Below are 24,335 nucleotides of genomic sequence, written 5' to 3'. Positions count from 1 at the left end.
TCAGTGCTCCGGGTGCTGCTCGGCGGCGGGTCGCGTCGATGCGGCCTGCCGGACGGGTCGGACGGGGGTGGCCGAGGACGCGCGGACGATCAGTTCGCTCGGCAGACGGACGGACTCGGGACGGCCGCCGTCGATGACGTCGCGGAGGAGGTCCACGGCGACGCGGCCCATGTCCTCCACGCTGTGGGCGACGACGGAGAGCGCGGGCTCCAGCAGGGAGAACCACTCGATGTCGTCGAAGGCGACCAGTGCGATGTCCCGCCCCAGTCGGAGCCCGAGGCGGTTCAGGATCGCGATCGCCCCGACGGCCATCAGGCTGTCCGCGGCGAAGATCGCGGTCGGCGGGTCGGCGAGCTGCAGCAGGGTGGTGACCCCGGCGGAGCCCGACGCGGCCTGGAAGTCACCGAAGACGATGAGGTCGGGGTCCTCGCTCAGCCCCGCCGCGACGACGGCGTCCTGGTACGCCGTGAAGCGCTCCCGGCCGGTCGAGACGCTCTGCGGGCCGGCGATGTACCCGATGCGGGTGTGGCCGAGGGCGGCGAGGTGCTCGACGGTCTGGCGGATGCCGGTGCTGCTGTCCGTCGTCACGCTCGGCACGTCGAGGCCCGGGATCACGCGGTCCACGAAGACGGTCGGGACCTGGCGGTCGACCAGCTGCTGCACGGTGCCGGTGTCGTTGCCCTGGGGTGCGACGATGACGCCGTCCACCCGCCGGGCGATGAGGGTGTCGAGGTACCGGTTCTGCTGGTCGGCGCGCTCGTTCGCGTTGCCGAGGAGCGTGACGTAGCCCTCGGCGAGTGCCGCCTGCTCGATGCTGTGGGCGAGGTCGGCGAAGAACGGGTTGCGGACGTCGGAGACCAGCAGGCCGATCGTGTCCGACCGGGTCGAGCGCAGTGCCCGGGCCTGCAGGTTCGGCCGGAAGTCGAGGTCCTTCGCGGCCTGCTCGACCGCCCGACGGGACTCTTCGCTGGTGGCTGCGTTGCCGGAGAGCACGCGGGACGCCGTCGCTGCGGAGACGCCGGCGCGGGCGGCGACGTCCTTGATGGTGACGGTGTTCATCGGTGAGCACTCCGTTGGGCGAGTCGTGGAATCGATTCCATGGAATCGATTCCATGACCATACGGAGCGTGCCCGGCCGATGTCAAGCGCTGCCGTCGAGGGCCGTGCGCGTGTGCCCGGGACGGGACTGTCGCCGTCGCGGAGGCGTCGGGCGGGCGAGACGATGGCACGCCCGAGCAGCGCCGGTCAGACGGAGCGGGGGAGCGGGGGAGCGGGGGAGCGGCGCCGAGCAGCGCCGTTCGGACGCCGTGCAAGAGTGGCGCCAGCCGGCGCTGGAACGGGGATTCGAGGGAATGGCGGGGATCGCGGATCGGCACAGTGCCAGCCCGGATGCACAGTGCCAGCCCGGATGCACAGTGCCAGCCCGGATGCACAGTGCCAGCCCGGATGCACAGTGCCAGCCCGGATTCGGAGGGGATGACGGGAATCGAACCCGCGTAGCCAGTTTGGAAGACTGGGGCTCTACCATTGAGCTACATCCCCGCGCCTGCGCACGTGTCGCAGCCCCACCACCATACCGGACGAACGACATCCCCATGATCCTGCCGCCGCCGGACGAGTCGTCGCAGCGCACGATCACGCGCTCCCGGGTGCTGTCCTACGTGCTGGTGGCCCTGGCCGCGGTGGTGTTCTCGCTCCGCCCGGACCTGTTCGGCGACCCGCAGGCCCAGCCGTGGCACGCCCTCCTGCACCTGTGGCGGATCGTCGCCGGGCTGCTCCTCGGGCTGGCGGCCCTGGGGGTGCAGATCGTCGTCGGGGTGCAGTGGCGACGGGGTCTGCGACGGGCCGCGGACGACTGACTTCCCACAACCGGGAGTCCTACCGGGGATCGTGCACCCGGAGCCCGCTAGACTCGTCGAGGTCGCTGGGCTGGACTCGTCCTGCCCGCGCGCCGAACGGCGCACGCGACGATCCTGGCCCTCGTACCGGGGCGTAGCTCAGCTTGGTAGAGCGCCCGCTTTGGGAGCGGGAGGTCGCAGGTTCAAATCCTGTCGCCCCGACCAGGTCACATCGAACGTCAACCAACAGGAGAACATCCCTTGGCCACCAGCACCGTCGACAAGGTGAGCGACACCCGCGTCAAGCTCACCGTGAACGTGACGCCGGACGATCTCAAGCCGAGCATCGACCACGCGTACAAGCACATCGCAGAGCAGATCAACATCCCCGGCTTCCGCAAGGGCAAGGTCCCGCCGGCGATCGTCGACCAGCGCGTCGGTCGGGGCGAGGTCCTGAACCACGCCGTCGGCGACGCCATCGACACCTTCTACCGCCAGGCGGTGGACGAGCAGGAACTGCGTATCCTCGGCCGTGCCGAGGCGGACGTCGCCGAGCTCCCGAACGTCAAGGACTTCACCGGCGACCTCGTCCTCACCTTCGAGGTGGACGTCCGTCCGGAGTTCGACCTGCCCGACTACGGCTCCTTCGACCTGACGGTCGACGCGGTCGAGGTCTCCGACGACGAGATCGACGAAGAGCTGCAGAACCTCCGCACGCGCTTCGGCACCCTCGTGACCGTGGACCGTCCGGCCACCTCGGGTGACTTCGCCCAGCTCGACCTGACCGCCACCATCGGTGACGACGAGGTCGACTCGGCCACCGGCGTCTCCTACGAGATCGGTTCGGGCGACCTGCTCGAGGGCATCGACGAGGCGCTCGAGTCCCTCACCGCCGGCGAGTCCACCACCTTCGAGTCGAAGCTCGTCGGTGGCGACCGCGAGGGCGAGACCGCCCAGATCGCCGTGACCGTCACCGCCGTCAAGGAGCGCGAGCTCCCCGAGGCCGACGACGAGTTCGCCCAGATCGCGAGCCAGTTCGACACGCTCGACGAGCTCAAGGCGGACCTCAAGGAGCAGATCGCCAAGTCGAAGACCTTCGGCCAGGGCGCTGCCGCTCGCGACAAGCTCGTCGAGCAGCTCCTCGAGTCGGTGGAGATCCCGATCTCCGAGAAGCTCATCGAGGACGAGGTGCACCGTCACCTCGAGCAGGAGAACCGTCTGGAGGACGACGAGCACCGCAAGGAGGTCGCCGAGTCCAGCGAGAAGGCCTTCCGCTCGCAGATCCTCCTCGACTCCATCGCCGAGAAGGAGCAGATCCAGGTCTCGCAGGAAGAGCTCACGCAGTACCTGATCCAGGCCGCTGCGCAGTACGGCATGGAGCCGGCCGAGTTCATCAAGGTCATCGACCAGAACGGCCAGATCCCCGGCATGGTCGGCGAGGTGGCTCGTTCGAAGGCCGTCGCCACGGTCCTGTCGAAGGTCACCGTGAAGGACACCGCCGGCAACCCGGTCGACCTCTCCGCGTTCACCGCGGGTGTCGCCGACGTCGCCGACGACGAGTCGACCGACTCCGACGACGAGTCGGCCGAGGCCGACGCGAAGTAGTCGCGACCATCCACACGAACGGGAGGCACGGTGCCAGCTGGCACCGTGCCTCCCGTTCGTTTCCCCGCACGTCCCGACCGCGTTCCCTGTCCTGCTGACCGCCGACAGCGAACACACGAGACCACGTGCGTTGCAACCGATAAGTTCGACAACAAGCGACAACTGAACGGGAGCTTTTCCATGGCCGAAGCAACACTGAACCCCAGTGTTTTTGACCGCCTTCTGAGAGACCGGATCGTGTGGCTCGGCTCCGAGGTCCGCGACGACAACTCGAACGAGATCGCAGCCAAGCTGCTGCTGCTCGCCGCCGAGGACCCTGAGAAGGACATCTACCTCTACATCAACTCGCCCGGTGGTTCGATCACCGCCGGCATGGCGATCTACGACACGATGCAGTTCGTGCCGAACGACATCGTCACGGTGGGCATCGGCCTGGCCGCCTCGATGGGGCAGTTCCTGCTCTCGTCCGGCACGCCCGGCAAGCGCTACATCACGCCGAACGCGCGTGTGCTCCTGCACCAGCCGTCCGGTGGGTTCGGTGGCACCGCTGCCGACATCCAGACGCAGGCGAAGGTCATCCTCGACATGAAGCAGCGCATGGCGGAGCTGACTGCCGAGCAGACCGGTAAGTCGATCGAGCAGGTCCTCAAGGACAACGACCGCGACAACTGGTTCTCGGCGCAGGAAGCCCTGGAGTACGGCTTCGTCGACCACCTCCGCGCATCGTCCGCCGAGGTCGTCGGTGGTGGCGGAACCGTCAACGACGGCGAGACGCAGACCCCTGCGGCCGAGCCCGACGCCCAGTCCTGATCACCACCGAAGAAAAGGAAACGAGAATGCATCTCCCCATGCTCGGTGGCGCGCAGAACGTCCCGGCCCCCTCTGATCGGTACATCCTCCCGAGCTTCGAGGAGCGCACGGCCTACGGCTACAAGCGTCAGGACCCGTACGCGAAGCTCTTCGAGGACCGCATCGTGTTCCTCGGCGTGCAGGTCGACGACGCGTCCGCGGACGACGTCATGGCCCAGCTGCTCGTGCTCGAGTCGATGGACCCCGACCGCGACATCGTGATGTACATCAACTCGCCCGGTGGCTCGTTCACCGCGATGACGGCGATCTACGACACGATGCAGTACATCCGTCCGCAGATCCAGACGGTCTGCCTCGGTCAGGCGGCGTCGGCTGCGTCGGTGCTCCTGGCCGGTGGGACGCCGGGCAAGCGCCTGGCCCTGCCGAACGCTCGTGTGCTCATCCACCAGCCTGCCGTCCAGCAGGGTGGCGGCCAGGCGTCCGACATCGAGATCCAGGCGGCGGAGATCCTCCGCATGCGCACCTGGCTCGAGGAGACGCTGTCGAAGCACTCGAACAAGACGCCGGCCGAGATCAACCACGACATCGAGCGCGACAAGATCATGTCCGCGCAGGAAGCCGTGGAGTACGGCCTGATCGACCAGGTCCTCACCAGCCGCAAGAACCTCCCCGCGCTCGTCAAGTAGCGCTCGGACAGACGACGGCCCCGCACCGGATCGGTGCGGGGCCGTCGTCGTCCCCGGCGACGCCCGTCCCCCTCCTCCGCCGAGAGGTCACGTTCCGTCGGTACGACGGGCCGAGAACGACGTCTTGTGACCACTCGACGGCGGGCGCGAGAGTGTCGGACACGCCCTCGCTCCGTCGAGCGGCGGACGGGAGGCTCGTCGCGCCTCCGCCCCGCCCGCACCCGTCCGCCCACTGGTCGCGACCCCCCGCATGCGTCTCGCCGAGTGGTCACGAACGGTCGCTCTGGCGAGGCCAGTCCGACGATTCGTGACCGCTCGGCGGAGGTGAGCGGGGTGTGGTGACCGCTCGGGACGACGCCCGCCGGCCCGGCCGGTCAGTCCTCGTCGGCGGCGGGTGCCGGGCGACGGCGGACGAGCAGCAGGACCGCGATGACGGCGGCCACGACCACGAGTCCGCCGGCGCCGATCCACAGCGCGTCGGAGGTCGTCGACGCCGTGTCGCCGGACTCCGTGCCCGTCGTGCTCGCTGCGGTGGTCGAGCCGTTGCCGGCGGTCGCGCAGGTCGGCGGCTTCGTGGTGCCGGTGGCGGGGGTGAAGCCCGCCGGGGCCTTCCACGTGAAGTCGTACGAGTCCGACACGGTGTGCCCGTCGGCCGAGATGATCTGCCACTCGGCCTGGTACTTGCCGGACTTCCCGAGTGCGGCCGCGGTGGACATCGTCGGTCCCTCGACGTCGACGCAGCCGTTCTCGAAGTACCGGCCGTCCGGACCGACGATGCGGAACGCGAACCCGGAGTCCGTCCCGCCGATGTCGAGCAGGCGGTCGTTCGTGGTGATCGCGAACGTCTTCGGCAGTTCGGTCAGCGTGCTGTTCGACGCCGGGGTCGCGGCGATGACGTAGTTGTGCGCGCTGGCGGGGCCGGCGAGGCCGAGGACCGCACCACCCACGAGCGTGAGCGCGGCGAGCGTGCCGGCACCGAGCCTCCCGGCCCGGACCCGGCGGCGCACCGCCGGACGTGCGTCCGGCCGCTCGCCCGCGGTCACTTGCTGCTGCCGCGGCGGCGCGTGGCGGCGACCGAGACGACCAGCGCGACGGCGCCGAGGAGCAGCCCGCCCAGGCCGAGGAAGCGGCCGACCAGGTCCGGGTCCGCGGGGACGGACGTGGACGAGCTGGAGGCCGTGCTCGCGCTGGCCGCGTCGGACTCCGTCGACTCGGTGGTGCCGTGCTCGTCGTCGCCCGAGGTGGCGGCGGTCAGCGTGATCGTGGGTGCGGGGTGCTCCGGCTCGGCCTGGCCGGCCTTCGTGGCCTGGTCCCACTCGGTGGAGCCCTGCTCGCAGGTCTGCGTGACGGGCATCGACACGGTGTCGCCGGGCTTGCCGTCGGGCAGGGCGAACGACAGCGAGAAGGTGTCGCGCTCGTCGGCGGGGAGCGGGGTCTTCGCCGTGTAGGTGACGCTGGTGACGCGCTCGGCGGCGGCTTCCGCCTCGTCCTCGTCGGAACCGGCTGCGGAGCTGGGGGCCGTGTAGGGCTCGGTCGCCTTCGCGATGGTCCAGTTCGGGTTCACGGTCGGCGTGACCTCGATCACGGACTCGGGCACGTGGAACTGCAGCTTGGTGGTGGGGGAGCCGTCGCAGCCGTGCGGCACCGAGAACGTGACGGTGGTGTACGAGTTGACGGCGGTCGACGACGCTTCGGCTTCGACGTGGGCGCTGGCCGAGGCCGCGGTGCCGAGGACGATGGCGGCGGCGACGCCGAGGGTCACGACACCGCCGGTGGCGAGGCGCTTCTGCATGGTTCCTCCAGGAGCCGTTCTCTACAACTTGTAGAGCAACGCCGCCCACGCTACCAGGCCGACCACGCCCTGGGCGAACGCGGCCAGGGGTCCCCGACTGTGTCCCCGGTTGCGGTTAGGCTCGGTCCCACGACGACCTCGTGGACCGCATCGGCGTTCCACGTCGACCAGGGAAGGCCGAGAGCATGGCACGCATCGGAGAGAGCGCCGACCTCCTGAAGTGCTCCTTCTGTGGGAAGAGCCAGAAGCAGGTACAGCAGCTGATCGCCGGCCCCGGCGTGTACATCTGCGACGAGTGCGTCGAGCTCTGCAACGAGATCATCGAGGAGCGCCTCGCCGAAGCGGGCGAGGACACCGGCAGCGGCGAGTTCGACCTGCCGAAGCCGCGCGAGATCTTCGACTTCCTGCAGGAGTACGTCATCGGGCAGGACCCGGCGAAGCGCGCACTCGCGGTCGCCGTCTACAACCACTACAAGCGGATCCGGGCACAGGGGCAGATCACCGCCGCCGAGGACCGCGACGACGTCGAGATCGCCAAGTCGAACATCCTGCTCATCGGCCCGACCGGCTGTGGCAAGACCTACCTGGCGCAGACGCTGGCCAAGCGACTGAACGTACCGTTCGCCGTCGCGGACGCCACCGCCCTGACCGAGGCCGGGTACGTCGGCGAGGACGTCGAGAACATCCTCCTCAAGCTGATCCAGGCCGCCGACTACGACGTCAAGCGCGCCGAGACCGGCATCATCTACATCGACGAGGTCGACAAGATCGCGCGGAAGGCCGAGAATCCCTCGATCACCCGCGACGTCTCCGGTGAGGGCGTGCAGCAGGCGCTGCTCAAGATCCTCGAGGGCACGGTCGCCTCGGTCCCGCCGCAGGGCGGTCGGAAGCACCCGCACCAGGAGTTCATCCAGATCGACACGACGAATGTCCTGTTCATCGTCGCCGGGGCGTTCGCCGGGCTGGAAGAGATCGTGTCCTCCCGCGTCGGCAAGCACGGCATCGGCTTCGGCGCCCAGCTGCACAGCCCGACCGACCACCAGGACCTGTACTCGGAGGTCCTGCCGGAGGACCTGCACAAGTTCGGCCTGATCCCGGAGTTCATCGGTCGTCTGCCCGTCGTCACCACGGTGTCGAAGCTCGACCAGGCCGCGCTGATGCAGATCCTGACCGAGCCGAAGAACGCCCTGGTGCGCCAGTACCAGCGGATGTTCCAGATCGACGGCGTCGAGCTCGAGTTCGACCACGCGGCGCTCGAGGCGATCGCCGACCTGGCCGTGCTGCGTCAGACCGGTGCCCGTGGCCTCCGCGCGATCATGGAGGAAGTGCTCGGACCGATCATGTTCGACGTGCCCTCGGACGACGACGTCGCCCGCGTGGTGGTCACCCGGGCGTCGGTCCTCGAGAACGCGGCCCCGACGATCGTGCCGCGGTCCGCGCCGAAGCGCGTCGAGAAGTCCGCGTAGCCGACCGCCTCCCGTCCGTCCGCGGACCGGAGCAGCCGGCCGCGCCGCTACTCGAGGCCGCGGCGACGCAGCAGCGGGCCGACCTCGGCATCGCGGCCGCGGAACTCGCGGTAGGCCTCGAGCGGGTCCTTCGCCCCGCCGACGCCGAGCACCAGGCGCGCGAACCGTTCGCCGGCCTCGCGGGACAGCCCGCCGTGCTCCCGGAACCACTCCACGGTGTCGGCGTCGAGCACCTCGCTCCAGATGTACCCGTAGTAGCCGGCGTCGTACCCGCCGGAGAACGTGTGTGCGAAGTACGTCGACGAGTAGCGGGGCGGGACGGCCGGGGCGTCGATGCCGGCGGTGACCAGGGCCTCCCGTTCGAACGCCTCGACGTCGGTGACGGCGGCGGCCTCGGCGGCGCTGAGCCGGTGCCAGGCCTGGTCGAGCAGGGCGGCGGCCAGGTACTCGGTCGTGCCGAAGCCCTCGTTGAAGCCCGCCGAGTCGCTGAGGCCCAGGACGAGCTCGGGCGGCATCGGCGCGCCGGTCTCGTGGTGCTCGGCGTAGTTCGCCAGGACCGACGGCCACGTGACCCACATCTCGTTGACCTGTGACGGGAACTCGACGAAGTCGCGCTCGACGTTCGTGCCGGAGAACCGCGGGTACGTCGTCCGGGCGATCAGCCCGTGCAGGGCGTGACCGAACTCGTGGAACAGGGTCTCGACCTCGTCCTGCGTCAGCAGCGTGGGCGACCCGGCCGCGGGCTTCGGCACGTTGAGGTTGTTGACGACGACGGGCAGCGTGCCGAGCAGGTGCGACTGCTCCACGACCGGGTTCATCCACGCCCCACCGCGCTTGCCGTCGCGCGTGTACAGGTCGAGCAGGTACAGGCCGACGGGAGCGTCCTGCTCGTCGACGACCTCGAAGACGCGGACCTCGTCGTTGTAGCCGTGCAGGTCGTGGCGTTCGGTGAACCGCAGACCGTAGAGGGCACCCGCCGCGTGGAAGACGCCGTCGACCAGGACCCGGTCGGCCTCCAGGTACGGGCGGAGCGCGCTGCTGTCCGCGGCGAACTGCGTGCCCCGCAGGACCTCGGTGGCGTACGCCCAGTCCCACGACTCGACCTCGTGGCCGATGGTGCGGGAGCGGGCCTCCCGCTCGTCGCGGGCGTTCGCGACGGCGGCGGTGACCAGCGAGGACAGGAGGCCCGCCACGGCCTCCGGGGTCCGTGCGGTCTCGTCCGCGGTGACGACCGACGCGTGGTCGCGGAAGCCGAGGAGCTCGGCCCGTTCGGCGCGGAGGCGGACGATGCGGAGCAGGACCTCGCGGTTGTCGAAGGCGTTGCCACGGCGTCCGCGGGAGAGCGACGCCTCCATGATCCGCCGGCGCAGGCCGCGGTCGGTGAGCGTCGCAAGCCACGGGTGCCCGGTGTACAGCGGCAGGGTGATGAGCCAGCCGTCGAGCCCTCGGTCGGTGGCGGCTCCGGCGGCGGCCGACTTCGCCCCGTCGTCCAGGCCCGCGAGTTCGGCCTCGTCGGTGACGTGCACCGCGGCGTCGTTGGTGTCCTCGAGCAGGTTGCGCTCGAACGTCGTGGTGAGCGACGACAGCTCCTGGTTGATCGCGGTCAGGCGTTCCTTGCCCGCGTCGTCGAGTCCGGCGCCGGCCAGGGTCATCTCGGTGAGCGTGCGTTCCGCCAGGCGGCGGTCCTCCTCCGATCGGCCGGCGGTCGCGTCGAGGGCGTCGTGCACGGCACGGACCCGTGCGTACAGACGGCCGTCGAGGACGATGGCGTCGCGGTGGGCGGCGAGGAGCGGGGACAGCTCGGCCTCGAGGTCACGGAGCTCGTCGGTGGAGTCGGCCGAGGTGATGGTGGAGAAGACCATCTCGACTCGCTGGAGCAGCTGCCCGGCACGCTCGAGCGCGACCAGGGTGTTCTCGAAGGTCGGCGGTTCGGGGTCGGTGGCGATCGCCTCGACCTCCGCTCGGTGTTCGGCCATGCCCGCGTCGAAGGCCGGCCGGTAGTGCTCGATCCGGACGTCGTCGAACGGGGGGAGTGCGTAGGGGAGGGTGCTCGGTCCATCGAACGGAGTGGCCATCGCTCCAACCTAGCGATGCGGGCGGCGGGCGGGTGACCGGACCTGCAGCGGGCGGGTGCCGGGTCTGCCGGGCGGTGGGTCCGCCTGCCTCAGCGTGTCGCGGCGTCGATCAGCACGGCGGCTGCCCGTCGGGCGTGCACGGCCGCCTCGGTCGTCCCGGCGATCGCCGCGGTGGTCTGCGCCCCCTCGGCGAGCAGGGCGAGCTGTGCCGCGAGCTCCTCGGCCCGTGCGGGGTCGGGGACGGCCAGCGCGGTGATGCCGGCGACGAAGCGTTGGAACGAGTCCTTGTGCTCGCGGGCGATCTCGGCGATGGCGGGGGAGGTCGCGCCGAGCTCCCCGAACGCGTTGATGAAGCCGCAGCCGCGGAAGGTGTCGTCCCCGAACCACGACTCGAGGAAGTCGTACACGGCGAGCAGCTGCGCGCGTGGTCCGTCGGCGGCGTCGACCGCGGCCCGGATGCCCTGCTCCCAGAAGTCGTGGCGTCCGGCGAGGACGGCGGCGATGAGCTGCTCCTTGCCGGGGAACGCGGCGTAGAGCTTCTTCAGCGAGACGCCGGCGGTGGAGCGGATCTCGTCCATGCCGACCGTCTGGATCCCGCGCGTGTAGAACAGCGCGTCCGCCGTCTCGACGATGCGCGCTGCCGTCTCGGGGTCGACCGTGCTCGTCGCCATGTGCGTGCTCCGTCCGCTCGGTGTCCACGACGTCGGGGGTTGCGTCGGGAACGATCGTTCTCTAGTGTAGGCGACACCGGCAGGGAACGACCGTTCTCCTGGCTCGCCGAGTCCTGATCCCTCGGCGATCCCGGTCTGACGGTCGTGCCCGACCGGAGACGAGCCGGCCCGCACCACGGTGTTCCCGTGGCGCGGGCCGGCTCCGTGTCCGCGGCGGCGTCAGTCCTCCGACCCCGCGTCGTCCGGGTCGGTCACCTGCGCGTGCCCCAGCGGGTCCAGGTGGATCGACGTCCCGTCGTCCAGCTCGACCATCGGCTTGCCCTCCAGGAACGTCAGCGTCCACCGCCAGGTCGACGCGTCCACCGACTGCGCGGCGAGCTCGTCCTCGACCCCGCGCACGGCGACGACCATCGTCTCGGGCAGTCGCGCCGGCGGCTCCGCGCCGACGTTCCATCGCGTTCCCAACTGCATCCGTGCCTCCAGTCCGTGTCGGCGGAGCCGTGTCCACGGCGGAGTCCGCCGGGACGACGGACGCCCCGCCCGTGTCTCCACGGTAACGGGGCGTCCGGTGTCCGGTCCGTCAGGATCAGGCCGAGGGCTGCTCCGCCAGCTCGATCTCGACGACGGCGAAGTCGTCACCGTCGACGAAGGCCAGGTCCTGGATCCGGCCGACGGCCGCCAGGTCCACCGCCGCGCGCTCGACGAGCTCGCGGACGGCAGCGGGCGCCTGCACGACGGCGCGGGTCACCGGCGTCTTCTGGGAGGCCTTCGCCGCGGTCTTCGCTCCGCGGATGCCGATCAGCGCCTGACCGACGGCTGCGAGCAGCCCGGTCTCGGCCTGGTCGACCGGCAGGTCGGCACGGACCGGCCAGGAGGCCCGGTGCACGCTGGTGTCGTGGGTCCAGGCCCACACTTCCTCCGTCGCGTACGGCAGGAACGGTGCCAGCAGGCGGAGCAGGACGTCGATCGCGCCGCGGAGTGCGAGGACCGCACTCGCCTGCGTCTCGTGGCCGGCGTCCGGGGCCGTGCCGTAGGCGCGCTCCTTGACGAGCTCGAGGTAGTCGTCGCAGAAGGTCCAGAAGAAGCGCTCGGTGATCTCGAGCGCCCGGGCGTGGTCGTACGCGTCGAACGCGGCCGTGGCCTGGTCGACGACGGTGCCGAGGGCGGCGAGCATGTCGATGTCGAGCGCCTCGGTGACCTGGTGCGCACCGGTGGGCAGCTCGAAGCCGTAGACGAACTTCGCCGCGTTGAGGACCTTGATCGCCAGACGACGGCCGACCTTGATCTGCTTCGGGTTCTGCGGGTCGAAGGCTGCGTCGGTACCGAGCTTCGACGAGGCCGCCCAGTAGCGGACCGCGTCGGCGCCGTGCGCCTCGAGGACGGACAGCGGCGTGACGACGTTGCCCTTGGACTTCGACATCTTCTTGCGGTCGGGGTCGACGATGAAGCCGGAGATCGAGGCGTTCTTCCACGGGACCACGTCGGCTTCGAGCTGGCTGCGGAGGACGGTCGTGAACAGCCAGGTCCGGATGATGTCCTGCGCCTGCGGGCGGACGTCGTACGGGTACACCAGGTCGTAGAGCGCCGGGTCGGTCTCCCACTTGCCGGCGAGCTGCGGGGTCAGGGACGAGGTCGCCCAGGTGTCCATCACGTCGAGCTCGCCCTGGAACCCACCGGCGACACCGCGCTGCGACTCGTCGTACCCCGGGGCCGGGTCGGACGACGGGTCGACGGGTAGCTGCGCCTCGGTCGGGACGATCGGCTGGTCGAACACCGGGTTGCCGTCGGCGTCGAGGGGGTACCAGACCGGGATCGGCACGCCGAAGAAGCGCTGGCGCGAGATCAGCCAGTCGCCGGACAGCCCGCCCACCCAGTTCTCGTACCGGACCTTCATGAAGTCGGGGTGGAACGCGATCTGGTCGCCGCGCTCGAGCAGCGTCTGCTTGAGCTGCTCGTCACGGGCGCCGTTGACGATGTACCACTGGCGGGTGGAGACGATCTCGAGCGGCTTGTCGCCCTTCTCGAAGAACTTCACCGGGTGGTTGATGGTCTTCACGTCGCCGACCAGCTCGCCGGACTCGGTCAGGGCGTCCACGACGACCTTCTTGGCGGAGAACACGGTCTTGCCCGCCATCTCGGCGTAGAGCGCACGGCCCGCGGCGGACTCGATCCACGCCGGCTCCTCGGACCGGATGCGGCCGTCGAAGCCGATCACCGAGCGGTTCGGCAGCTGCAGCTCGCGCCACCAGACGACGTCGGTGGTGTCACCGAACGTGCAGATCATCGCGATGCCGGCGCCCTTGTCCTTCTGCGCCAGGTGGTGCGCGAGCACCGGGACCTCGACGTCGAAGAGCGGGGAGCGGACGGTCGTGCCGAAGAGGTCCTGGAAGCGCTCGTCGTCGGGGTGCGCGACGAGGGCGACGCAGGCCGGCAGGAGTTCCGGGCGGGTGGTCTGGATGACGACGTCGCCGCTGCCGTCGCTCTTGTGGAAGGCCAGGCCGTGGTAGGCGCCGGGCATCTCCTTGTCCTCGAGCTCGGCCTGCGCGACCGCGGTGCGGAACGTCACGTCCCAGAGCGTCGGGGCGTCGGCCTGGTAGGCCTCACCGCGCTCGAGGTTGCGGAGGAAGGCACGCTGGGCGCTGGCGCGGGAGGTCGCGTCGATGGTGCGGTACGACTGCGTCCAGTCGACGGACAGCCCGAGGGTGCGGAAGAGCTCCTCGAACTGCTGCTCGTCCTGCACGGTCAGCTCGTCGCACAGCTCGATGAAGTTGCGGCGCGAGATCGGCAGCTGGTCGGCCGCCTTGCTCGACTTGCCGTCACCGCCGGCGAACGGCGGGGTGAAGTCGGGGTCGTAGGGGAGCGACGGGTCGCAGCGGACGCCGTAGTAGTTCTGCACGCGACGCTCGGTGGGGAGACCGTTGTCGTCCCAGCCCATCGGGTAGAAGACGTGCTTGCCGCGCATCCGCTCGAACCGGGCCTTGAGGTCGGTGTGCGTGTACGAGAACACGTGGCCGATGTGCAGCGAGCCGGAGGCGGTCGGCGGCGGGGTGTCGATCGAGTAGACGGCGGACCGGTCACCCGCGGCGTCGCGGTCGAACCGGTAGGTGCCGTCCTGCTCCCACTGCGGCCCCCAGACCTGCTCGAGTCCGTCCACCGATGGCTTGTCGGGCATGGGCTTGGTCATGGCTGCGCCTTCCGTTCACATGTGCGGCACCGAGTCCGTGATGAGGTGCCTGAGTGTCCCCGCGTGGTGCGGGTGCGATCCTCAGCGTACCGGTGGGCCAGGGCGCTACAGCCCACCTGGTAGGCTTCCGGGGTTTGTCCGGCGAGCGCGGTTCGCAGGATGCCAGTGTCGCTGTCTCGCCGGATGCCCGGCCGACCCGCCGGGAGCCCGAAGGACGCCACAGCACACCGGAGGAACACCTTGCCAGCCAACGACACACCCAAGCAGCAGCACGGGGACCGCCCGCTGCGGACGAAGGGCGCCGTGAAGCGTGCTCGACGGAAGCTGACCGAGGACGACGTCACCGTCGTCGAGGAGTCGATGCTCAAGCGTGCCGTCGCCGCGGCGGCCCTCGGCAACGCGATGGAGTGGTTCGACTTCGGCATCTTCGCCTACCTGACGGTGACGATCTCGCAGGTGTTCCTGCCGCAGGGCGACCCGGCGTCGAACATCGTCGCGACCTTCGGGTTCTTCGCCGCCGCGTTCATCGTCCGCCCGATCGGTGGCGCGGTGTTCGGCCCGATCGGCGACAAGATCGGCCGGCAGAAGGTCCTCGCGCTGACGATGATCCTGATGGCCGCCGGCACGCTGATGATCGGCCTGATCCCGTCGTACGACACGATCGGCGTCTGGGCACCGATCCTGCTGCTCGTCGCCCGCTTCGTGCAGGGCTTCTCGACCGGTGGTGAGTACGGCGGTGCCGCGACCTTCATCGCCGAGTACTCGCCGGACAAGCGCCGCGGGTTCATGGGCTCGTGGCTGGAGTTCGGCACGCTCGCCGGCTACGTGCTCGGTGCCTCGATCGTCACCGGCCTGCAGTTCGGCCTGTCCGAGGACGCCCTGCTCAGCTGGGGCTGGCGCATCCCGTTCATCATCGCCGGCCCGCTCGGCCTGATCGGGCTCTACCTGCGCCTGAAGCTCGAGGAGACCCCGGCCTTCCAGAAGCAGCAGGAGCAGGCCGCCGAGCGCGAGTCGCAGAAGACGCCGTTCCTCAAGCTCTTCGCCGAGAACTGGCGCTCGCTCATCATCTGCATCGGGCTGGTCCTGGTCTTCAACGTGACCGACTACATGCTGCTGTCGTACATGCCGACCTACCTGGAGCAGAACCTCGGTCAGAACGCCACCTTCGGGCTCATCCTGATCGTCGTCGTGATGCTGCTCATGATGGTCGTCATCACGTTCGGCGGCCGGCTGTCCGACCGCTTCGGCCGTCGTCCGGTGCTCGCCGCCGGGTGCATCGGCTTCATCGTGCTGTCCTGGCCGGCGCTCAAGCTCGTCCAGACCGGCACGGGCGTCGGGGTGTTCTCCGGCCTGCTCATCCTCGGTGTGGTCCTGGTGACCTTCACGTCGACGATGCCGTCCACCCTGCCGGCGCTGTTCCCGACGATCATCCGCTACGGCGCCCTGGCCATCGCGTTCAACGTGTCGGTGTCGCTCTTCGGCGGGACGACCCCGCTCGCCACCGCGGCGCTGATCAACTGGGCGAAGGACGGCGGCTACGGCTGGGCCGAGGACGTCCCCGCGTTCTACCTGATGCTCGCGGCCGTCATCGGCCTCGTCGCGGTGTACTTCACCAAGGAGACCGCCGCGACGCCGCTCATGGGCTCCGGCCCGACGGTCGGGTCCGAGGACGAGGTCGCCGGCGTCATCGACGACTACAACGACCCGACGTCGGAGCTGGCGCAGTCCGACTGGGCGAAGGAGTTCTCGACCAGCCAGATCCCGATCGTGAACGCCGACGGCCCGGTCGGCGACGGCACGCAGGACAGGGCACCCGCCGGTTCCTGACCCGCACCACACTGCCTGGAGGCCCGACCCGCGTCACGTGGGTCGGGCCTCCGTCGCGTGGGTGGCCGCTCCGGCGGCCCCGCCGCCGCCCCGCCCCGCCCCGCCCGGCCCGGCCCCCCGCCCGGCCGCCCGGCGCCGAGCCTCGCCTGAGCGGACAGGTTGCGCCGTCGGAACGGCGGAACATGTCCGCCAGGCCGAGGCTCGGCGGCCGGCGGCCGGCGGCCGGCGGCCGGCCGCCGGGCCGGCGGCCAGCCGCTCGGCGGCATGCACGGCCCGCTGTCGCCTCGCCCCGCCTCGCCCGCCCCGCCCCGCCCCGCGGCTCGGCTCGGCGGGCGAGTTGCGCCGTCGGGACGGCGGAACCTGTCCGCCAGGCCGAGGCTCGGCGGCCGGCCGGCGCGGCCGGCGGCCGGCCCGGCGTCAGGCCGCCGGGCCGGCGGCCAGCCGCTCGGCGGCACGCACGAGCCGCTGCGTCACCGGGTGCTCGGGGCGGCCGAAGACCGCCTCGGCCGGACCGTGCTCCACGACCGAGCCCCGGTCGACGACCAGGACCTCGTCGGCCAGTCGCCGGACGGCCCGCAGGTCGTGCGACACGAAGACCATCGCCACGCCGGTGTCGTCGCGGAGCCGTTCGAGCAGACCGAGCACCGCGTCCTGCACGGTGGCGTCGAGGGCGGTGACCGGCTCGTCGAGGACCAGGACCTCCGGCTCGGTGGCCAGCGCCCGGGCGATCGCAAGCCGCTGCCGCTGCCCGCCGGACAGGGTGCGCGGCGACCGGGTCCGCACGGCCGGGTCCAGGTCGACCTGCCGCAGTGCGGCGTCGACGCGGTCACCCAGCGCACCGGTCGGCCGCCGTGCGCATCCGCCGCTCAGGGCGTCGGCGAGGACACGGTCGACGTCCCACCGTTCGTCGAACGTCGCGCCGGGGTCCTGGACGACCGCGGCCATCCGGTGTCGGCGTGCACGACGGTCGCGCTCGGGGAGCGGTGCCCACGCCTCGCCGTCGAGCGTGACCGTGCCGGCGTCGGGCGTCTCGAGCCCGAGGAGCATCCGCGCCACCGTCGTCTTGCCGGAGCCCGAGGCCCCGACCACACCGAGGACCCGGCCGGGCGCGACCTGCAGTGCGACGTCGGCGACCGCGGCGACACCCGGGTAGGACCGCTCGAGTCCCGTCGCGGCGAGCACCGGCAGCGCCGAGCGACCGGCCGCCGACGACGCGGACAGCCGACCCACAGGACCGGCAGTACCCGCGGCCGGCGTCGACCGGGCTGCACGCACCAGGGCCTGCGTGGCGGGGTGGACCGGGGCCTCCAGGACGGACGCCGTCGGACCGACTTCGACGATCCGGCCGGCGTCCATCACGGCGACCCGGTCCGCCCACCCCGCGACGAGCCCGAGGTCGTGCGTGACGACGAGCAGCCCGGTGCCCCGCTGCTGCGCGGCCCGCAGCTGTTCCATCACGCGGAGGGCGATGCCGGCGTCGAGGGCCGTGGTCGGTTCGTCCGCCACGAGCAGCCCTGGGCGGCCGATCGTGGCGGCGGCGATGAGGGCACGCTGACGCATCCCGCCCGACAGGGTGCCCGCGGTGCGGCCGTCGGTGGCGAGTGCGGGGTCGAGTCCGACGGCGTCGAGTTCGGCGCGGACCGCCTCGACGCGGTCGCGTGCCGACAGGTCGGTGTGCAGGCGGAGGGTGTCGGCGACCTCGCGCCCGACGGGACGCAGCGGGTCCAGGGCGCCCAGGGCCTCCTGGCCGACGTAGCCGACGTGACGTCCGCGCACGGCGCGCCACCGACGTTCCGACAGGCCACGGACGTCCTGGTCGGCGACGGCGAGCCGCTCGGCGGTGACGACGGCCCCGCTGGCGGACAGGCCGAGCGCAGCCCGGACCGTGACGGACTTGCCGGAGCCGGAGGCACCGACGAGGGCGACGCACTCGCCCGGCGCGACCCGGAGGGAGACGTCGGTGACGACTGGGACGCCGTCGATCGAGACGGAGAGGCCGGCGACCTCGAGGGCGCTGCCGTGGCCGCTCACCGCACGGCTCCGGCACGTCGCAGGGCCCGGCCGAGCACCGTGACGGCGGTCGCCAGGACCACGATCGCCAGGCCCGGGAACGTGCTCATCCACGGCGCGGTCGCCAGGTAGGTGCGACCGTCGGCGAGCATCGCGCCCCACTCCGGTGCCGGGGGCGGTGTCCCGACGCCGAGGTAGCTCAGCGCGGACGCCCACACCACGGCCTGACCGATGCCGAGCGTGCCGACGGCGACGACCGGCCAGAGCGCCGCCGGCAGCACGTGCCGGACGACGACGGTGGCGGGGGAGCGGCCGAGCAGGACCGCGGTCTCGACGACCTGCGACGACCGCGCGGTCCGGACCAGTCCGCGGACGATCCGGGCGTAGCCGGGGGCCGTGGCGAACCCGACCGCGAGCATCGCCGGCACCGGTCCGGGGCCGGTCACCGCGATGACGACGAGCGCGACGAGGAGCAGCGGCAGGGCGAAGGCGACCTCGGTCACACGCCCCACGACGGCGTCGACGACCCGACCGCCGAGCCCGGCGAGGACCCCGAGGACCACACCCGTCCCACCGCCGACGAGCGTGGCGACGACGCCGACCAGCAGCGACGCCCGCGTCCCGGCGACCACCCGTGCCAGGACGTCGCGCCCGGACTCGTCGGTGCCGAACGGGTGGCCCGCGCCGGGTGGCAGCAGCGCCTGGGACGGGTGCACCGCGAGCGGGTCGGCGCCACCGAGCAGCGCCGGCCACAGTGCCGCCACCACGGCGACCGCCACCACCACGGCCGCGACGGTCCCTGCCGGGCCGAGCGTCCCCCCACGGAATCGCTCGGACCGGCGTCCGGCGCGGACGCCGGGGTCCGGGGACGGCGTGCTGCCGGGCACGCTGTCGGTACTGCGGGGTCCGGCCGGGAGGCCCGGGTCGACGATCCCGCTCACCGCGCCACCGCCTCGTCCGACGTCACGCCACCGCGGCCCCGGTCGACGCGGCGGGCGCCCCGGTCGGTGCCGCGCGGGTCGACCACCCGCTCCACCAGGTCCGCCACGGCGAGCACCACCACGTACGCCGCCGCCGACACCAGGGCGATCCCGGCGACGAGGGGCATGTCCCGCTGCGTCACGGCGGTGACGAGCGCACGACCGATGCCGGGCAGCGCGAACACCGACTCGACGACCACGGCGCCGGACACCAGCGACCCGAAGGCCCAGGCGGACAGGGCGATGCCGGGCAGGGCCGCGTGCCGGAGCAGGTGCCGACCGAACAACCCCGCGCGGGACTCACCCCGACCCCGGGCCGCGAGCGCGAACGCCGATCGCTGCGCGTCCACCACGCCGTCACGGATCGTCTCGGCCAGGTACCCGGCGACCGGCACCGCGACGACGAGCACCGGCAGCACCCACCCGCGGACCGTCCCGTCGCTGACCGCGGGCACCCAGCCCAGGCTGCTGGCGAAGACGACGATGAGCACGCTGCCGAGCCAGAAGTGCGGCATCACGCTGGCGGTCACCGAGAGCCCGGTGGTGATGAGCGCCGCGATCCGGCCGCGCTGCGTCGACCACCACGCGGCGACGACCGCGAGCAGCCAGGCGACGACGAGCCCCGCGACCGCCAACGTCAGCGTCACCGGGAGTTCCTGCGCCAGGAGCGTCGACACCGGCGTGCGGAACGCGTAGGAGTCGCCGAGCTGCCCGGTCGCCAGGCGTCCGAGGAACACCGCGTACTGCACGAGCACCGGCCGGTCGAGACCGTACTCGTGGCGGACCTGGGCCACCGCCTCGGCCGAGGCCTGCGAGCCCGGACCGCCGAGGATCGCGAGTGCCGGGTCGCCGGGGATCAGGCGTATCGCGACGAACACGATCGTGGCGACCGCCCACAGGACCCCGACACCGCCCACGAGCCGGCGCACGACCCAACGCGCCCACCCGGCGGCCGGTGAGCGGCGGGACGGGAGTGAGCCGGGCCTCCCGGCCGTCAGCGGACTGCGCGCCACCGATCTGTGTGCCACCGGTCGGTCAGCGGGCCAGCCAGGCGGTCCCGAACCACGGCGTCGACACCGACGTGGTCGAGATGCCGTGCACGGCCGAGCGGTACAGGAAGTGGTTCTGCTGGTCGTAGAGCGGCAGGACGGTCCGGCTCTCGAGGATCGTCTTCTGTGCCTGTTCGACCAGGTCGGCGCGCTCGGCCGAGTCCGCGGTCTGCGCCGCCCGTTCGAGCAACCGGTCGAGCGCCGGGTCGTCGAGCTGGGCGAGGTTCGCGAAGTACCCGGACGGTGCCGGCGTGATCGACGCGGAGTCGTAGAGGATGCGCAGGACGTCCGGGCCGACCTTCGTGTACGGCGCACTCACGACGTCGTACTGGTTCTTCGCCAGGGCGGCGTACCAGCTGGACAGGTCGAGTTCCTCGAGCTTGACCGAGATGCCGACCTTCGCCTCGGAGGCCTGGATCTGCTGGAACAGGCTGCGCTCGGCCGGCACGGACTGGTTCGTCGAGACCGGGAACGTGACGGTGAGGGGCTTGCCGTCCTTCTCGCGGACGCCGTCGCCGTTCTCCTTCCAGCCCGCTGCGTCGAGCAGACGCTCGGCCTCCGACGGGTCGTACCCGAAGAGCGCCTCGTCCGAGTACGACGTCGGCTCGACGCTCGACAGCACCGAGTACGAGCGCTTCGCGGTGCCGAGGAAGAGCGACTTGAGTCCGGGGTCGATCTCGGCCGCGGCGATGAAGGCCTTGCGGACGGACTCGTCCTGGAACACCCCGTGCCCGGAGTTCAGCTCGAGCCGGTTCGACGCGCCGGGGCGGGGTGCGTCGAGGTCGCGGATGGCGGCCTTCGACGACGCTGCCCGGAGCTGGTCGGGCTGCGCGTTGTCGATGACGTCGACCTGCCCGGACTGCAGCGCCGCGTAGCGGGAGGTCGAGTCCGGCAGGAAGCGCCAGGTCAGCCCGTCGAGCCGGGGCTTCGTGGTCGAGCCGCCGAGCGGTGTGTAGTCGGCGTTCTTCGTCAGGGTGACGCGGTCACCGTGCTTCCAGTCGGTGACCCGGAACGGGCCGGTGCCGACGGGGGACTCGCAGTTCGTGGCCTGCTTGCGCTGCAGGGCCTTCGGCGACTCCATGCCGACCCAGGGCTGCGAGAACGACTCGAGCAGCGCGGCGTCCGGGCGGCTCAGCGACAGGGTGACCGTGCGGTCGTCGGTGGCCGAGGCCTTCGTGATCGACTGCAGTGCGAGGTACCCGGTGCTCGACGCGGTCGCCGGGTCCTGCACGTGCTCGATGTTCGCCACGACGGCGGCGGCGTCGAACGGGGTGCCGTCGGTGAACGTCACGTCGTCGCGGAGCGTGAAGGTGAGCGTCTTGCCGTCGTTGCTCGTGGTCCACTTCGTGGCGAGCTCGGGCGTCGGCTCGCCGTCGTGGAGCCCGACCAGCTCCTCGACGTACTGCGTCGCCAGGAGCGCCTGCGGGTAGTTGCCGCCGACGTGCGGGTCCAGGCAGGTCGGTTCGGCGTCACCGGACGCGTACGTCAGCGTGCCGCCGCGCACCGGGGTGCTGCTGTCGCCGGGGGCGCCACCGCCGGAGCAGGCGGCGACGGCCAGGAGGACCGTGGCCGCGCTGGCGACGCCGGTCACGATGCGCCGCAGCGCCGGGGTTTTCTGTACTGGGTCCAAGATCATGGCTCGACGAGTCTAGCGGTTTACTGAGGGCATGGACGCACCCACCCGACGAGGCGGTCGACCGCGCCGATCGAGCGCCGAGGTGCTCGCGGACGCCGCTGCCGAGCTCTTCCTCGAGCAGGGCTACACGAAGACCACGGTCGACCACATCGCCGCCCGGGCCGGGGTCAGTCGCGCCACCTTCTTCAACTACTTCGCCGCGAAGTCGGACGTCATGTGGCTCGACCTGGACGCCGCCGTGGCCGACCTGCCGCAGCACCTGGCGACCTCCACCGAATCGAGCGCCGTCCGCGCGGTCGAGGACGCCCTGCTCGCCGCCGCCCGCGCCCACGACCCGGACCGGGTGCCGTGGGCGATCGCACAGGCCGAGGTGATGGACGTCGGCGCCGAACTCGTCGCGAGCGTCGCCACCCGGGTCACCGCGCAGCACCAGGCCGTCGCGTCCTTCGTGGCCGGACGGACCGGTGAGCACCCGGGGTCGCTCTGGCCGCAGACCGTGGCGGGCTCGATGCTCGGTGCGGCGGCTGCGGCGTTCGGGGTCTGGGTGACGGACGGCGTCGGTCGGCGTCCGCTCGTCGAGTACGTCGGCGCCGCGTTGACGCCAGTCGTGGCGGGGCTCGACGCGCGCTGACCCGGGGCCGCTCCGCTGGTAGGTTCTGGATGCGCCGTCCGAGGGGGACGGGCACCGAATCCAGGGGGAACCGTGTCCGACACACCCGATCAGCAGCCGTCGTCGTCCGCAGCGGGTGGCCCCGACCCGGAGCGTCACGAGGGCGACGCCACGCCGGCGCCGCAGTACCCGGCGCAGGCGCCGCAGGACGCTGCTGCACCGGCGCCGGAGTACCCGGCGCAGCAGCCGCCGCCGCAGCAGCCGCCGCAGTACCCGGCCGGCCAGGCACCGCAGTTCCCCGGCCAGGCACCCCAGTTCCCGTCGCAGGCACCCCAGGTCCCGGGCCAGGCACCGCAGTTCCCGGCACAGCCCGGCCAGTACGGCGCTCAGCAGCCCCAGCAGCCCCCGCAGTACGGCGCCCAGCAGCCGCCCCAGTTCGGTGGGCAGCCCCCGCAGGACCCCGCCGGTCCCGGGGGCCAGCAGCCGTGGCAGGGTGCCGGCGCGCCGATGGTGCAGCCCGGCGGAGCCGCAGCGTACGGCGGTCGCCCGCAGCCCCACCGCGGCCGTCGGGTCCTGGTGGCCGTCGTCGGCATCGTGGCGTTCCTCGTCGCGGGCGCCCTGGTGCGCTGGGGCCTGTCCTCGTTCGGTGGCCCGTCGAAGCAGGAGCTCGTCGACGAGGGCGTCAAGAAGATCACCGAGCAGACGACCTTCCCGAAGCAGGTCGACTCGATCACCACGTGGACCGGGGTCGACGCCGAGGACGACGCGATCCACTACCGCTACAGCGTCGCCGCCGACCCGACCGCGATCTCCGAGCGGGCGATCCGCAGCTCGGTGCTGTCGAACCTCTGCTCGACGCCGGCGACGCGGGACATCCTCGAGGAGGACATCGCGATGCGGTACTCCTACGTCTTCACGGGGTCGGACAAGACCGTCGACCTCGAGTTCACCGACGCCGACTGCTGACCGGTGCGGGCGGGCACACGCCCGCCCGCACCGGTCAGCCCCGGAGCGTCCCGGCCCCGCCGGACGCGACGTCCTCGACGGTCCCGTCCTTGACGACCTCGGGGATGTCGTTCCCCGTCGGCACGAGCACGGCCGCACCCGGCACGGACAACGTGAGCACGGCCTCCTCGACGTACTGGCTGTCCTCGAGCGACTGCTCGATCCTCCGGAGCCGACCGGCGACGTGCTCCTCGGTGTCGTTGCCGACCAGGTCGACCGCGGCCACCAGGTAGACCCGCGACGGCCCGACGAACTCCAGGTGCAGGTAGCTGACGCTCTCGACCTGGTCGCGGGCGAGCAGCTCGACGAGCACCGCGTCCTCGAGCTCCGGCGAGGTGGCCTCGCCGAGCAGGAACCGGCGGTTGCGGTCGATCAACACGATCGCGACGACACCGAGCAGCAGGCCGACCGCGATCGACCCGATGGCGTCGAACACGGCCAGTCCGGTGACCTGGTGCAGGAAGACGCCGAGGAACGCGATCACCAGGCCGACGAGCGCGGCGGCGTCCTCGGCGAAGACCGCACGGAGCGTCGGGTTCGACGACTGCAGCACGTGCCGGAGGACCGGCACCCGGCGCTTCGTCGCCGCACCGTGCGCCTGGCGGAACGCCTGCAGGAAGCTCGTGCCCTCGAGCAGGAACGACACCCCGAGCACGATGTAGTTGAGCATGACGTCCTCGGCCGGTCCGGTGTCGCCGAGCTCGGTGATGCCGTGGTAGATCGACACGATCGCGCCGGCGGTGAAGAGCCCGAACGCGGCGAACATCGACCAGATGTAGGTCTCGCGGCCGTAGCCGAGCGGGTGTCGGACGTCGCGCTTCCGGGCGCCCCGGCGTTCCGCGATGAGCAGGAAGACCTCGTTGCCGGTGTCGGCCCACGAGTGCGCGGCCTCGGCCACCATCGAGGCCGATCCGGTGAGCATCGCGGCGACGGACTTCGCGATCGCGACGAGCAGGTTCGCGCCGAACGCGATGAGGACGGTGAGCAGGGACTCCGGCTTCTGGTCCGAGCTGGAGGACGAGGCGTCCGGAGTGGTCTCCGGAGCCTCGGATGACGTCGACGAGGGCATCGCTCCAGCATGCTCCGTCCGG

Annotated in this window: 20 protein-coding genes, 2 tRNA genes and 1 pseudogene; 9 read left to right on the top strand and 14 right to left on the bottom strand. The window is 71.5% G+C overall.

The window, feature by feature from the left end; translation table 11 throughout:
- The 3 genes and pseudogenes from JOD51_RS11675 to JOD51_RS11670 all read right to left on the bottom strand — a co-directional run bounded on the left by JOD51_RS11675 (position 1) and on the right by JOD51_RS11670 (position 1,542).
- Complete coding sequence (locus JOD51_RS11675; RefSeq protein WP_372378318.1) at positions 1-864, bottom strand: substrate-binding domain-containing protein; 864 nt, start codon at positions 862-864, stop codon at positions 1-3.
- Positions 865-921: 57 nt separating this feature from the next.
- Positions 922-1,059, bottom strand: a pseudogene (locus tag JOD51_RS17665) (LacI family DNA-binding transcriptional regulator); the annotation flags it as partial.
- 412 nt (positions 1,060-1,471) lie between these two features.
- A tRNA-Gly gene (locus tag JOD51_RS11670) sits at positions 1,472-1,542 on the bottom strand.
- A gap of 53 nt (positions 1,543-1,595) precedes the next feature.
- On the opposite strand from JOD51_RS11670, the gene JOD51_RS11665 reads away from it, so the two are divergent.
- From JOD51_RS11665 to JOD51_RS11645, 5 genes are all read left to right on the top strand, one after another.
- Positions 1,596-1,859: a hypothetical protein gene (locus JOD51_RS11665; RefSeq protein WP_204608603.1), complete on the top strand. Its 264-nt coding sequence runs from the start codon at positions 1,596-1,598 to the stop codon at positions 1,857-1,859.
- 127 nt (positions 1,860-1,986) lie between these two features.
- Positions 1,987-2,063 (top strand) — tRNA-Pro (locus JOD51_RS11660).
- A gap of 36 nt (positions 2,064-2,099) precedes the next feature.
- Positions 2,100-3,443 (top strand): trigger factor, encoded by a 1,344-nt coding sequence (tig, locus tag JOD51_RS11655; protein WP_204608601.1) that lies wholly within the window; start codon positions 2,100-2,102, stop codon positions 3,441-3,443.
- 180 nt (positions 3,444-3,623) lie between these two features.
- Positions 3,624-4,253, top strand: a complete 630-nt coding sequence (locus JOD51_RS11650; RefSeq protein WP_111075986.1) for an ATP-dependent Clp protease proteolytic subunit — start codon at positions 3,624-3,626, stop codon at positions 4,251-4,253.
- A gap of 26 nt (positions 4,254-4,279) precedes the next feature.
- Positions 4,280-4,939 carry an ATP-dependent Clp protease proteolytic subunit gene (locus JOD51_RS11645; RefSeq protein WP_111075987.1) on the top strand — a complete coding sequence of 220 codons (660 nt, stop codon included), beginning with the start codon at positions 4,280-4,282 and terminating at the stop codon, positions 4,937-4,939.
- Positions 4,940-5,313: 374 nt separating this feature from the next.
- Here the strand turns inward: JOD51_RS11645 and JOD51_RS11640 are convergent, their stop codons facing one another.
- Both JOD51_RS11640 and JOD51_RS11635 read right to left on the bottom strand, forming a co-directional pair.
- Positions 5,314-5,982 (bottom strand): copper resistance CopC family protein, encoded by a 669-nt coding sequence (locus JOD51_RS11640; protein ID WP_204608599.1) that lies wholly within the window; start codon positions 5,980-5,982, stop codon positions 5,314-5,316.
- Positions 5,979-6,731, bottom strand: a complete 753-nt coding sequence (locus JOD51_RS11635) for a YcnI family copper-binding membrane protein (RefSeq protein WP_204608597.1) — start codon at positions 6,729-6,731, stop codon at positions 5,979-5,981. The genes JOD51_RS11640 and JOD51_RS11635 overlap by 4 nt, the downstream gene beginning before the upstream one ends.
- A gap of 185 nt (positions 6,732-6,916) precedes the next feature.
- Here JOD51_RS11635 and clpX point away from each other — a divergent pair, with 185 nt between their 5' ends.
- Positions 6,917-8,197 carry an ATP-dependent Clp protease ATP-binding subunit ClpX gene (gene clpX / locus JOD51_RS11630; protein WP_110903996.1) on the top strand — a complete coding sequence of 427 codons (1,281 nt, stop codon included), beginning with the start codon at positions 6,917-6,919 and terminating at the stop codon, positions 8,195-8,197.
- Between the two features lie 47 nt (positions 8,198-8,244).
- Here the strand turns inward: clpX and JOD51_RS11625 are convergent, their stop codons facing one another.
- The 4 genes from JOD51_RS11625 to valS form a co-directional block, all read right to left on the bottom strand.
- Positions 8,245-10,272, bottom strand: coding sequence for a M3 family metallopeptidase (locus JOD51_RS11625; RefSeq protein ID WP_204608595.1), 2,028 nt, complete (start codon positions 10,270-10,272; stop codon positions 8,245-8,247).
- An 89-nt stretch (positions 10,273-10,361) separates the two neighbouring features.
- Complete coding sequence (locus JOD51_RS11620; protein ID WP_204608593.1) at positions 10,362-10,943, bottom strand: TetR/AcrR family transcriptional regulator; 582 nt, start codon at positions 10,941-10,943, stop codon at positions 10,362-10,364.
- 219 nt (positions 10,944-11,162) lie between these two features.
- Complete coding sequence (locus JOD51_RS11615) at positions 11,163-11,414, bottom strand: hypothetical protein (RefSeq protein ID WP_204608590.1); 252 nt, start codon at positions 11,412-11,414, stop codon at positions 11,163-11,165.
- Between the two features lie 115 nt (positions 11,415-11,529).
- Entirely contained in the window at positions 11,530-14,127 is a 2,598-nt protein-coding gene (gene valS / locus JOD51_RS11610; RefSeq protein WP_239539854.1) for a valine--tRNA ligase, read from the bottom strand.
- Between the two features lie 240 nt (positions 14,128-14,367).
- Between valS and proP the strand changes: the two genes are divergently transcribed.
- Positions 14,368-15,954 (top strand): glycine betaine/L-proline transporter ProP, encoded by a 1,587-nt coding sequence (gene proP / locus JOD51_RS11605; RefSeq protein ID WP_239539852.1) that lies wholly within the window; start codon positions 14,368-14,370, stop codon positions 15,952-15,954.
- A gap of 417 nt (positions 15,955-16,371) precedes the next feature.
- Here the strand turns inward: proP and JOD51_RS11600 are convergent, their stop codons facing one another.
- From JOD51_RS11600 to JOD51_RS11585, 4 genes are all read right to left on the bottom strand, one after another.
- Positions 16,372-17,985: an ATP-binding cassette domain-containing protein gene (locus tag JOD51_RS11600; RefSeq protein WP_204608587.1), complete on the bottom strand. Its 1,614-nt coding sequence runs from the start codon at positions 17,983-17,985 to the stop codon at positions 16,372-16,374.
- Positions 17,982-18,905: an ABC transporter permease gene (locus JOD51_RS17575; RefSeq protein ID WP_259557865.1), complete on the bottom strand. Its 924-nt coding sequence runs from the start codon at positions 18,903-18,905 to the stop codon at positions 17,982-17,984. Before JOD51_RS17575 ends, JOD51_RS11600 begins: the two co-directional genes overlap by 4 nt.
- Complete coding sequence (locus JOD51_RS11590; protein WP_259557867.1) at positions 18,902-19,873, bottom strand: ABC transporter permease; 972 nt, start codon at positions 19,871-19,873, stop codon at positions 18,902-18,904. Before JOD51_RS11590 ends, JOD51_RS17575 begins: the two co-directional genes overlap by 4 nt.
- A gap of 106 nt (positions 19,874-19,979) precedes the next feature.
- Positions 19,980-21,629: an ABC transporter substrate-binding protein gene (locus JOD51_RS11585; RefSeq protein WP_204608584.1), complete on the bottom strand. Its 1,650-nt coding sequence runs from the start codon at positions 21,627-21,629 to the stop codon at positions 19,980-19,982.
- Between the two features lie 31 nt (positions 21,630-21,660).
- Here JOD51_RS11585 and JOD51_RS11580 point away from each other — a divergent pair, with 31 nt between their 5' ends.
- Together JOD51_RS11580 and JOD51_RS11575 are read left to right on the top strand one after the other, a co-directional pair.
- Positions 21,661-22,260, top strand: coding sequence for an acyl-CoA-like ligand-binding transcription factor (locus tag JOD51_RS11580; RefSeq protein WP_204608582.1), 600 nt, complete (start codon positions 21,661-21,663; stop codon positions 22,258-22,260).
- Positions 22,261-22,332: 72 nt separating this feature from the next.
- Positions 22,333-23,205 carry a hypothetical protein gene (locus JOD51_RS11575; protein ID WP_204608579.1) on the top strand — a complete coding sequence of 291 codons (873 nt, stop codon included), beginning with the start codon at positions 22,333-22,335 and terminating at the stop codon, positions 23,203-23,205.
- Positions 23,206-23,239: 34 nt separating this feature from the next.
- On the opposite strand, the gene JOD51_RS11570 is transcribed toward JOD51_RS11575, so the two are convergent.
- Positions 23,240-24,313 carry a cation diffusion facilitator family transporter gene (locus JOD51_RS11570; protein WP_204608575.1) on the bottom strand — a complete coding sequence of 358 codons (1,074 nt, stop codon included), beginning with the start codon at positions 24,311-24,313 and terminating at the stop codon, positions 23,240-23,242.
- Between the last annotated feature and the right edge of the window lie 22 nt (positions 24,314-24,335).

It is taken from the genome of Curtobacterium herbarum (genome assembly GCF_016907335.1).
Lineage (GTDB): Bacteria > Actinomycetota > Actinomycetes > Actinomycetales > Microbacteriaceae > Curtobacterium > Curtobacterium herbarum.
Note: the sequence above shows the minus strand (reverse complement) of the source record. Positions and strands in the feature narration are given on the sequence as shown.

Coding starts and splice junctions, on each gene's coding strand:
- JOD51_RS11625 (WP_204608595.1), bottom strand. CDS start 10,272: ATGGCCACTCCGTTCGATGGACCGAGCACCCTCCCCTACGCACTCCCC.
- JOD51_RS11620 (WP_204608593.1), bottom strand. CDS start 10,943: ATGGCGACGAGCACGGTCGACCCCGAGACGGCAGCGCGCATCGTCGAG.
- clpX (WP_110903996.1), top strand. CDS start 6,917: ATGGCACGCATCGGAGAGAGCGCCGACCTCCTGAAGTGCTCCTTCTGT.
- JOD51_RS11615 (WP_204608590.1), bottom strand. CDS start 11,414: ATGCAGTTGGGAACGCGATGGAACGTCGGCGCGGAGCCGCCGGCGCGA.
- JOD51_RS11645 (WP_111075987.1), top strand. CDS start 4,280: ATGCATCTCCCCATGCTCGGTGGCGCGCAGAACGTCCCGGCCCCCTCT.
- JOD51_RS11580 (WP_204608582.1), top strand. CDS start 21,661: ATGGACGCACCCACCCGACGAGGCGGTCGACCGCGCCGATCGAGCGCC.
- JOD51_RS11585 (WP_204608584.1), bottom strand. CDS start 21,629: ATGATCTTGGACCCAGTACAGAAAACCCCGGCGCTGCGGCGCATCGTG.
- valS (WP_239539854.1), bottom strand. CDS start 14,127: ATGACCAAGCCCATGCCCGACAAGCCATCGGTGGACGGACTCGAGCAG.
- JOD51_RS11570 (WP_204608575.1), bottom strand. CDS start 24,313: ATGCCCTCGTCGACGTCATCCGAGGCTCCGGAGACCACTCCGGACGCC.
- JOD51_RS11650 (WP_111075986.1), top strand. CDS start 3,624: ATGGCCGAAGCAACACTGAACCCCAGTGTTTTTGACCGCCTTCTGAGA.
- JOD51_RS11635 (WP_204608597.1), bottom strand. CDS start 6,731: ATGCAGAAGCGCCTCGCCACCGGCGGTGTCGTGACCCTCGGCGTCGCC.
- JOD51_RS11665 (WP_204608603.1), top strand. CDS start 1,596: ATGATCCTGCCGCCGCCGGACGAGTCGTCGCAGCGCACGATCACGCGC.